Here is a 10,221-nt window from a genome sequence, read left to right on the forward strand (position 1 = left end):
TTCCCGCCGTCGGCCTGGAGGTATACGGCAAGACCCTGCTCGGCATCGACGACCGCGTCAGCCACATGGTCTGACCACCCACAACCAACCAACCCCGACAACTACAAACCAACGCCCCAACGCAGACCGCCGCAGCCCACCGGGTACCCCTCGGCCACGGTCATCGACGGTCAGCTTCTTCCTCTACGGCCCCAGTGGGGTCTTTCGTAGAGTCCCAGTTCACCGCCGTCATGCAGGCCATCTGCCTGCCCCGAATCGGATCCAGCCCTCACATGTCATCGGCGACAAGGGCTACACAGCCCCGGGACCATCCGCACGTGCTCCGTGAGCGGGGCATCGCCCGCATCATCGTTGAGCGGGCCGATCTCCGATTCTTTCGCCGCAACCTGAGCCGCTGGATGACTTACGAGGTCGCAGTGGTGGCGGTTCCGTCAGGGCTGGCGCTTCGCGGCACATCACATGCCCCATCCGCGTCGCACCCGGCTTGGTCGGCCGCACCAAGAACCTTCAGCTCGGGTTCACGGTCAGTCCACGCCCTTCGCAACACGTCAGTGAAAGCCGCTGCCGATTGGGCACCGGAGACGCCGTACTTGCGGTCGATCACAAAGAACGGCACACCGGTGATGCCCAGCTGTGCGGCTTCTGCTTCGTCCTTGCGTACTTTGTTGGCGTATGCACGCTTGTCGGCAAGCACCGCACGTACCTCAGCTTCCTCAAGCCCTGAACGAACGGCGAGTTCTACTTGGTGCTCAGAGTCGTAGATGCTGCGCTTCGCGGCGAAGTTTCCATCGTAAAACAACGTCAGCAGCCTATCCTCCACGCCATGGGCCGCGGCCAAGTGCAGCAACCGGTGCAGATCAAAGGTGTTGCCGTGGTCCCGAAAGTCGACGAGGTACTCCAGTCCCTCTTCCTTGGCAATGGCCGCCAGGTTCTCTTCAGCATCCCGCGCCTGCGCCGGGGTCATACCGTACTTCTTCGCGTGAGCCGCCCCGGTTGTCGATCGGGTTTGATTCAAGTGGGGGTCGAGCTCGAAGGAGCGGTACACCACCTCAACGGCTTCTCGGTGTGGGAATGCGGCTAGCGCCCTTTCAAACCGGGCCTTGCCAATGAAGCACCATGAACAGGATATGTCCGACCAGACTTCAACGCGCATGATCTCCCTCTTTCTTGGAGGTATTCGTCTTCTCCTGCAGGAAGGTCGTACCTTCCAAACCCACCCCGACAACCCCTTCACCGGCCATCGGAACCTGGATGCCGTTGATGACAGATCACCTTCTCCGCGAACTGCTTCAACACAAGCATCCTCACGACCAGCAGCAGAGAGTGCTCACTCGCGGCTCGCTCGATGGCGACCCGGACGGCGGTCAGCTCCACACTCTTGGGGGCCCAAAGCGCATCGCCATAATCGGCACCCTTCGGCGCCTTGTTTCGACGCTGGCAGGCAGCCCATGCGTCGCTGCCAAACCTACTCGCCGTCGTAGGTAGGACCAGCGACTCAGTCCCGCGGGAATCCGTAGGCATCCGCGATCAGTTCGTAGTTGCGCAGGCGTGCCGGATTGCTGTGGCTCATGAGGGTGGTGAGCATCAGTTCATCGGCACCAGTACGCTTCTGGAGCTCGTCCAAACCGCCGCGAACTGCATCTGGGGTGCCGTAGACGATGTCGGCGATCCAGGTTTCCGCGAACTCCCGCTCGGCTGGGCTGAAGCGGTACGCTGCGGCCTCCTCGGGCGACGGGAGCAGACCCAGCCGGCCAGTGCGCAGCTGGATCATCGCCAGGGCTCCGGTCATCACCTGTCGGCGGGCTTCCCGTTCATCGTCGGCGGCCATGGTGTTCACGCTGATGAGTGCGTATGGGTCCTGGAGCACGGCTGACGGGCGGAATGAATCCCGGTAGAGCGCGAGTGCCTGGTCGGTGTTCCGTGCTGAGAAGTGGTGGGCGAAGGCGAAGGGAAGTCCCAGGGTCCCGGCGAGCTGTGCGCTGAAGCCGGACGAACCGAGCAGCCAGACCGACGGTCGACTCGTGGGGCCCTGGACCGGTCCGGGAATGGCATGGACTCGGGAATAGGGGTGGCCGGCGGGGAAGTCGTCGTTCAAGAATCGGATGAGTTCGCTGAGTTGCTTGGGGAAGTCGTCGACACCCTCGTTCAGCTGGTCGCTGCGGCGCAGTGCGGCGGCGGTCGCCCCATCGGTGCCGGGCGCGCGACCCAGTCCGAGATCGACGCGGCCGGGAACGAGTGCCTCCAGGAGGCCGAACTGCTCGGCGATGATCAGGGGGGCGTGGTTGGGAAGCATCACGCCGCCGGAGCCGAGTCGGATGCGCTGTGTGTGCGCCGCAAGATGCGAGAGGATCACGGCCGGCGAGGTCGACGCGACGCTCGGCGCCGAATGATGCTCTGCGATCCAGTGACGGTGGTATCCCCGGCGGTCCGCGATCTGGCTGAGTTCGATGCTGCTGCGCAGGGCCTCGGTGACGGTGGTACCGCTGCCTACTGGGACCAAGTCGAGCACGGACAGGGGTACGGGCGCGGTTCCGATAGCCGTGCCTTTGATCGCGTCGTTCACCGGTCAGACCTCCTGGACCAAACATGCGCATCGGCGTGCGCTGGCGGTAGAGGGCAGCCACTGTTGCGGCTGCCGTGCGCTCGCTCCGAGGCTCCATCCTACCACATTATGGAACGAACGGTAGGTAAAGTAATTTGCGCGGACTCTCTTGCCTCGACATCAAAGTCCCCTTCCAATCCGTCGGAGCGTCGACCCGGAAGGCCACGTGCCCCACGATGAGCGGGCTCGCCCGGCTGGATGATCGCCCCTAAGGTTGGTGGTCGTAGGCGTCAGGGAGCCCAGGGGCCAGCCGCCGGGTGGTGGTGCCGGATGGCGGCGGTCAGTACGAGGAGTCGTTGGATGATGCCGACGGCCCCACGGCCGAGGGTGTGACCGTCGTGGCGTTTGGGGTCCATCTGCCCCTTGAGGGTGCCGCTCGGGTTCGCCCTTGCGAGTCGGCCATGGCGGCCTCACCTCAGCCGTGCCAGTGGCTGTTCAGGCTCGGTCCCCTCAGTAGTGCCACGGGTGCGGGCGGTCGACTGCGATCCGACTACCAGTATGTCCAGCAGGGTGGGAGTAGTCCGTACGGGTGCAGATCACGTGGGGACGCAGTGACCCTGCCCCCAATGGCCGTCCGGGTCGGCCCGGTGGCTCGTCGTTGGCGCTTGTTGTATCCCGGCTGGAGGGGGAGGTGGGGAACAGGTGCCGTAACGGGACATGGCAATGGCGCAGCCACCGCGCCTCAGAGGTGTGGCCGAGCGGGGCCTACGTCACACTCAGGGTGACGAGCTCGGCGTGCGACAGCCATTGCCCCATGCCCACCGCGCGGGCCGCCACGGCGCCAGATGCGGCAGATCCTCGACAAACCATCGGCATGCAGGTGCAATGCGATCGCGAGGGTGTCCATCTCGGTTGTCACGCACTGAGATGGACACCTTTACCTCGTCCGCGTGACCGGGACCGGGCCCTTGGGAGTAATCGTCCGGCAGTCAGCGGCAGTTGGCGACGGCCGCCAACTGCCGCGAGAGCAACCCGCCGCTCGGGTGCCACAGCTCCGACCGAAGGATCCAGGTCACACGGTCGCTGCGACCTCCTCGCCGGCGTCAACAAGATCATCCTCGGCCTCGGGGCGCCCGGTATTGATCAACAGGAAGGAAGCCAGTCCGGCGGCAACGAGGAATGCCGCAGCCCACAGGTAACCAACGCGGTAGCCGTGGACCATCGCGGCGCTCTGCTGCCCCGTTCCGTGGGAGACCAGGTATGCGGCAGTAGTGCTGGTTGCGATGGTGTTGAGCAGGGCCGTGCCGATGGAGCCGCCCACCTGCTGCGAGATATTGATCATTGCCGAGGCCACGCCGGAATCCCTCGGGCCGATGCCATGAGTGGCGAGGCTGGTGGCCGGCATGAGGGCGAGTCCGAGACCAAGGCCGACTCCAATTTCGGAGAGCAGGACCGGGCCGTACGAGGTGTCGGTATCGACCACAAGCAGCAACAGAACGGAGGCCGCAGCGAGCAGATACCCGATGGTCATGAGCGTCCTGGGCCGGACACGGGTCATGAGCCGGGCACCGATCTGTGCTGCCCCGATGATTTGCGCGATGGCCATCGGAAGGAATGCCACGCCGGTCTGCGCCGCGGAGTATCCCTTGACCGCCTGGAGGTAGTAGGTCAGGAACAGGATGACGCCGAAGGCGCTGAGCAGCGCAAGAGCGGCTGAGAGGTAGGCGCCGAGGCGGTTGCGCTCCGTCAGGATCCGGAAGGGCAGCAGGGGGTCCCGGGTACGGGCCTGCACCAGAGCGAACGCGACCAACAGGAACACGGCAACGGCGAACGAAACGAGCGTGGTGCCGTCGCCCCAGCCGTGGCTCTCGGCCAGCGTGAAGCCGTAGACCAGTGCAACGATCCCTGCAGTGGCCAGCACAGCGCCGGGGATGTCCAGCCGGGTGGTGCGGTCATGCTCAGAGTGGTCATGGATGTACGCCAGCGCACCAAGGACGGGAAGCACGGCGAGGGGGATGTTGATGAACAGGGCCCAGCGCCAGCTGAGGTATTCAGTCAGGAGCCCGCCTGCAAGCAGCCCCACCGCGCCACCGGTGATGACGACGGAGGCGAAGACCCCGAAGGCCTTGGCTCGGTCCTTGCCATCCGGGAATGTCAGCGAGATCAACGACAGAGCGGCCGGGGCAAGCAGTGCACCAAAGGCACCCTGCAAAGCCCGGGCAGACAACAGCATCCAGCTGGCTGTCGCGATGCCGCCGAAGGCGGACGCCACGACGAAGCCGATGAGGCCCGTGACAAAGATCCGCTTCCGACCAAACATGTCTCCCAGGCGACCACCCAGCAGCAGGAGACCTCCGAAAGCCAAGGTGTAGGCGGTGATCACCCACTGCCGTCCCCCGTCGGAGATGTGCAGGTCGGCCTGGGCGGACGGAAGGGCAACATTCATGATCGCGTCGTTGAACACAACGATCAGTTGAGCTGCCGATATGAGGAGCAGAATGAGCCGACGCCTATCTGGCTGAGCGGCAACATGGGCCATGAGATGTCCAAACGTGCCGCGCAAGGGGTCGGGACCGGACCTCGGCGCGGCGAGAGGACGGCGAAGCGGTTCTGTGGTGATGCGGGACACCGATTCCGCGGATCGGCCGCCGTGCCCGGTGCGCTCAGGCGTGACAGGTCAGGAGCCTGATCCAACACGGTCAGTGCGGTGTGCGGAAGGTTGCCGGGACGTCCTCCGGAGGACTTCCCCGCTGCAGTGGTCGCGTCTACGCTGCCGAAGTCAGCCATGCGCGCGTCAGTGACGCGAATATCTGGCGCCAGTTGTCGAGGACTGATGTGACTGCCGTGGCCCCGTCTGCGGGATACCTGTCGAATCGCGCCCGCGGCTACGACGGACGGTGTCGGGCTCTGATTCAACCGAATCTCTGGCCGCGACCACTGCTTGCCGACCGGGTCACGAGTTGGCCGGCCCTCGTCAACTGCCCGAACATCACAGGCGGCGATTCAGGCGCTGATCATCGCCCACTCCGACGGACAACGTCTTCTTGCGTGCCGAGAGGTACTTGAGCAACAGTCGAACATTCCCGGTACTTGACGCACTCAAGACCAACGCTGAGTGACGACACCCATCGGCTTGGGCCTGGAGGATGTGCTGCCCAACACGAGTGCCCTTGTAGATCGTGAAGCGGAGCAGCTTTACGGGCGGCGGCACTGAACCCGGAGGCACAAACGCGACTGGAACTATCTCCGGTCAGACGTATTGCGGCGCCGCCGCCAACCGACTCCCTGTTGCCACACACCGGCTGAGTCCGGAAGGGCCACGGTCTCGCCGTGCGCGCTGTCAAGCGTTGCGTGCGACCCTGGTGTCGGCTCCCAAGCGATCAACCCACGGCGGGCACGCCACCTTCGAGGAACTCAACCCTCAGTCGCTGGATCTTGAGGCGGCTGATGACCCACTCGCCCTCGACCTTTCGGTACTCCTCGTGGTAGTACCCGTAACCCCGCATTCCCTGGGGCAGGCTTCCCTCCTTCTTGGGCCACACGAGGTAATCAGCCATGCTCCAAGTACCGGTGGCGGTGTCGGGGCCGGTGATTTCGATCTCGGGCATGAAGCCCCGGTGCACGGTCTCCGCGTCCCCGACCCATGCGCTGGCCGCCCGAACCATCTCGGCAGCATCGGTCAGCACTGTCCCATCGATCTCGATCTGGACGTCCGAGCTGAACACCTTCACGAAGTCGTCCCACTTCTTGGTGTCGTGGAACCGGAAGTAGCGGGCCTTGAGCTTCTTGATCTCTTCGATGTCGAGAAGGCGCTGCAGCGCGTCTCCGTTGCTCACAGTGGTCATGATGCACTCCTTGCGACAGTCGACCATGAGGCCACGGGGATAAAATATCCACCGTTCATTCCAGAAATTTAGCCGACGCGCATGCCACACGAGCGAAGCCTCACGCCTCCGGCCGAAATCGAGGTTACTACACCTTTCCGCCCGACAAGTGCACCCGCATCCATCACCGACGTGAGGCCCATCACCCTCAGTCGCCCGGCTATCCATCACGTACGGGCACGCGACCGGGCGCCTACATCGCGTCCCCGCCCAGGGCGTCAGGTCGATTCACCGCCGCCCGTCCAGTATGCGACGCGCCACACCGTGGCCTCACGTCCGAATGGCCGGCCCATCGGATTGAGTTGTCATGCGCAACAGCCCCCATCGGCGATCACCGACATCGAACCCAGGTGGCCAGACCGGCCCACTACATGCAAACCCTGTGCCGCGTTCACGTGCCAACGCCGCGGCCGCCTCACCCAACCAGCGACCCGCGGTGCCGGGGCGACTTCATGGGTGACTGGTGTTGACCTCAATCCCCCAGCCTGCACCCCCGCGATCGCCCGCCTTTTGACAGCTGCGCGCACCACACGCAATATGGAATGTACGGTCGATAATTTGATCGCCGGCGTGCCCCCACCGGTCATGCCATCACTGTCTTCGGTCGAGGAAGCATGCGGCCGCGGACCACGGAAAGGAGAGGCAAGTGGACCTGCAACTGAGCGGTAAGCGGGCGCTGGTGACGGGATCAAGCAGTGGCCTCGGGGAGGCGATCGCCAAGCGCCTGGCGGCCGAAGGCGCTGCAGTGATCATCCACGGGCGACACGAAGCAAGGGCAGCAGCTGTGGCCGAGTCCATTCGCGAGAAGGGAGGCAACGCGTCCGTCGCGATCGGCGACCTCGGAACCGACGCGGGAGCGGATACAGTGCACGCCGCCCTGAGTGACGCCCAGGTCGACATCCTTGTGAACAATGCCGGTGTCTACGAACCCCACCTCGGCTGGACCACCACGACGGCACAGGACTGGGCCGCGCTCTACAACACAAACGTCCTGTCCAGTGTGCGCATGATTCAGCGCCTCGTTCCCGGGATGCGCGAGCGTGGCTGGGGCAGGGTCATCCAGATCAGCAGCGTCACCGGCGAACTTCCCAAGGCAAGTCAGCCCCATTACGCGGCAACAAACGGGGCGCGCAACACTCTCGCCAAGTCCCTCGCACGCGAGCTGGAACAGTCGGGTGTGACGTCGAACGCGGTGGCGGCAGGCGGCATTCTCACTCCAGGCAATGAGCAGCAGCTGTTTGATCTCGGCAGGGAGCAGGGATGGGGCGAGACCTGGGAGGAGATCGAGCCCTCGCTGGTCGCCGCGCTGGCACCGAACGACGTCGGCCTGGTGGGACGCCCGTCCCAGTACGCTGACATCGTCGCATTCCTGGCGAGTCCCCTCTCGGCCTACATCACCGGCGCGACCCTCAAGGTCGACGGAGGCTGGCGCGACGCATAATCCCGCCCTGCTTCACCTCGAGGCCGGCCACACCTCCGCCGCGTGACGAACATCGTCGCTATCTCGTGTGGGGGCGTTACCGACTCGACAGTCCCAGTTGACGTGGTCCGCCGGCGTTTCGGGAACAGCTCGCGGTGAACCGGAACTTGGGCACCGTCAGCATATCGTTAACGAATGGCTCTTCCAGCAGTCGGCGGAAGCGGCCCTCCTGACCGTGTACGGCGTCCGCGGTGACCCAGGGCGGGGCGTCGGGCCGGCTGCCCTCGGTGGCGCATACCCGCGCCCCTGGGACTTTGGCCGGGTGGCAGCGTTCACGGTCGTCGGCCCAGATCTTGGGCAGGTGAACTCCCGGTCGATCGGGGCCCACCACGGGTCGCGGCGTGGGCAACAAAAGCACCGATCCGGCAGTTCTCGGCGGGGCCCGCAGTCCCGAAAACTGGCGCTGAACCGTGGCGGAGGTGAGGCGGAGCGGGTGCCGCCGAGAATGAGGATCCCATCGTTTGCACCGCGAGTTCGCCGGAAATCTATTCGTGCAGGTTGCCGCGAATGTCGTCGGCCTCAAGCCTCGCTCCGGCGAGCAGGTGCCGCAGGCCGCCAAGGGCGGCGTGATCCGCCTGCTCGGCGAGTCGCCAGCCGCTCTTTCGGGCCACCGGGGCGAACAGAGCACGCACGTAGCCGCGTATAGGGCAGCGTGGCTCCACCCAGCCGTAGCGATGGCCGACAGTCACGGAGAGGTCGTCCGATTCCAGACGCCACTGCTCGGCAACACGCGTGTGGTGATCACGTGGGGAGGCTGCCCCACCAATGCCACTACGTACGGCGCTTCCGCACGATCAAGGGGCAGCCCATCGACGGCCACCCCTGACCACTCCACTGCCCGCCAACCCCAACCGCCCAGCGCAGGACCCGCAGGTCAGACAGCAAGGCTCTGCTGGAGTACTAGTCCCCAATCGGGTCGAGCACCAGGATCGGGAACTTGCGGGTGGTCTTCTCCGCGTACTCCCTCATGCCGACCTGGTGGTCCATCCACCGTTCATAGAGCCGCACCCAATCGGGCGATTCCGATGTGACGACCCGCGGGATTGCCTTGAGGGTCCGCGTTCCCACCTCCAGTGTCACCTCGCTCATCGCTCCGGCGTTGGCAATCCAGTCCGGGTCGTTCGGTGCGCCGCTATTGCTACCGCACAGGAGGAAGCTGTCTCCGTCGGTGGCGTACGCCAGCGGGTTCACTCGGGCTTCTCCGCTACGGCGTCCCAGGGTGTGGAGTACCAGCAGCGACCTACCCTCGAACGGGCCGCCCACCAAGCCGCCGTTGGCCCGGAACTCGGCCACGATCTCATCATTGAAGTTGCTCATGGGTACCATATTGGCACGTCTTTTATCGATCAGTCATTCCTGATAGTGGTGGGGCGGACAAGGGCAGAGGCAGTGGAACCGACGGCTCAGCGATGAACGCCCGAGCCGATGTGCCCAGCAGCCTGCGATCACCGGCCACAACCTTCACGCACCAATCACGAGGACTCGTCATGCCCGCGACCGATCCCCCAGCCCTCCACCCCCGACTGCGTCGGGTCCGTATTCCCGGGACAGTGGGCACACCCGACCCCTACCGGGGCCCGCAGACCAAGCGACCCGACACCACCTCGGCAGCGCTCGACACGTCGGCGTTGGCGTCGGCGTCGGCGTCGGCTGAACTCAGCCCGCCGAGAATCGGGAACCTCCCCTCCTGAGGGTGCGTTCACGCCCCCAGTGCATACATTGACGTGGCCACCGCCAGACACACCGACCCCCTGGCCACTTCCCGAAAAACTACAGAGGCATGTTCGTCCAGACGTTCCGAGACCCAGCTACCGTCACCGACGGTCACGGCGTCCATTCTTCGTCCGTCGACAAGGCTGTGCACCACTCGGAACAGGTTCGAATTCCCCCCGGGCCACCGCCGATCCAGCGACGAAATCTCCTCCGGTGTATCCACAGTCGGTTCCGTGTGGACAGTCCGGAGCATGACACCCCACACCCAGGGGTGCGACATTAATCGTCAGGCACCGTAGTTAAGTTGCCAATGCCGAATACTGAGCCATCATCCGTACACGTCTTCCCGTGCTTTTTATCGATCGTTCATTATATTGAGGTATCTTGATGACATCACACGGCCGGAACTGCACCCGGCCATGCCGTGCTTCGCCGAGCACACAAAGCCTTCCAGTGCTCCGTCCATACAACATCGACGCCGACCGACGGCTCGAGACATCCGTAACCGCCCCGGAGGAGAACAGCAATGAGCCGCAGTGACGTCCTGGTGGACGCCGACTGGGTCCAGGCCCGGATCGACGACCCGAAGGTGGTCATCGTCG

7 protein-coding genes are annotated in these 10,221 nt (G+C 64.7%); 1 reads left to right on the plus strand and 6 read right to left on the minus strand.

Annotated features, from left to right (window positions below; genetic code table 11):
* Positions 1 to 403: 403 nt before the first annotated feature.
* The 4 genes from AB0F62_RS41575 to AB0F62_RS41590 form a co-directional block, all read right to left on the minus strand.
* Positions 404 to 1,153: a DsbA family oxidoreductase gene (locus AB0F62_RS41575; RefSeq protein ID WP_361811740.1), complete on the minus strand. Its 750-nt coding sequence runs from the start codon at positions 1,151 to 1,153 to the stop codon at positions 404 to 406.
* 342 nt (positions 1,154 to 1,495) lie between these two features.
* Positions 1,496 to 2,563 (minus strand): LLM class flavin-dependent oxidoreductase, encoded by a 1,068-nt coding sequence (locus tag AB0F62_RS41580; RefSeq protein WP_361811743.1) that lies wholly within the window; start codon positions 2,561 to 2,563, stop codon positions 1,496 to 1,498.
* A 1,051-nt stretch (positions 2,564 to 3,614) separates the two neighbouring features.
* Positions 3,615 to 5,081: a DHA2 family efflux MFS transporter permease subunit gene (locus tag AB0F62_RS41585; protein WP_361811746.1), complete on the minus strand. Its 1,467-nt coding sequence runs from the start codon at positions 5,079 to 5,081 to the stop codon at positions 3,615 to 3,617.
* Positions 5,082 to 5,922: 841 nt separating this feature from the next.
* On the minus strand, positions 5,923 to 6,387 hold the full coding sequence (locus AB0F62_RS41590) for a nuclear transport factor 2 family protein (protein WP_361811749.1): 465 nt from the start codon (positions 6,385 to 6,387) through the stop codon (positions 5,923 to 5,925).
* A gap of 685 nt (positions 6,388 to 7,072) precedes the next feature.
* Here AB0F62_RS41590 and AB0F62_RS41595 point away from each other — a divergent pair.
* Positions 7,073 to 7,867: an SDR family NAD(P)-dependent oxidoreductase gene (locus AB0F62_RS41595; protein ID WP_361811752.1), complete on the plus strand. Its 795-nt coding sequence runs from the start codon at positions 7,073 to 7,075 to the stop codon at positions 7,865 to 7,867.
* Between the two features lie 524 nt (positions 7,868 to 8,391).
* Here the strand turns inward: AB0F62_RS41595 and AB0F62_RS41600 are convergent.
* Together AB0F62_RS41600 and AB0F62_RS41605 are read right to left on the minus strand one after the other, a co-directional pair.
* Positions 8,392 to 8,538: a hypothetical protein gene (locus AB0F62_RS41600; RefSeq protein ID WP_361811755.1), complete on the minus strand. Its 147-nt coding sequence runs from the start codon at positions 8,536 to 8,538 to the stop codon at positions 8,392 to 8,394.
* Between the two features lie 268 nt (positions 8,539 to 8,806).
* Positions 8,807 to 9,223, minus strand: coding sequence for a nitroreductase/quinone reductase family protein (locus tag AB0F62_RS41605; RefSeq protein WP_361811758.1), 417 nt, complete (start codon positions 9,221 to 9,223; stop codon positions 8,807 to 8,809).
* Positions 9,224 to 10,221 lie beyond the last annotated feature (998 nt).

The sequence above is a fragment of the Streptomyces sp. NPDC026673 genome, assembly GCF_040638135.1.
Taxonomy (GTDB): Bacteria; Actinomycetota; Actinomycetes; order Streptomycetales; family Streptomycetaceae; genus Actinacidiphila.

Coding starts and splice junctions, on each gene's coding strand:
- AB0F62_RS41575 (WP_361811740.1), bottom strand. CDS start 1,153: ATGCGCGTTGAAGTCTGGTCGGACATATCCTGTTCATGGTGCTTCATT.
- AB0F62_RS41605 (WP_361811758.1), bottom strand. CDS start 9,223: ATGAGCAACTTCAATGATGAGATCGTGGCCGAGTTCCGGGCCAACGGC.
- AB0F62_RS41585 (WP_361811746.1), bottom strand. CDS start 5,081: ATGGCCCATGTTGCCGCTCAGCCAGATAGGCGTCGGCTCATTCTGCTC.
- AB0F62_RS41590 (WP_361811749.1), bottom strand. CDS start 6,387: ATGACCACTGTGAGCAACGGAGACGCGCTGCAGCGCCTTCTCGACATC.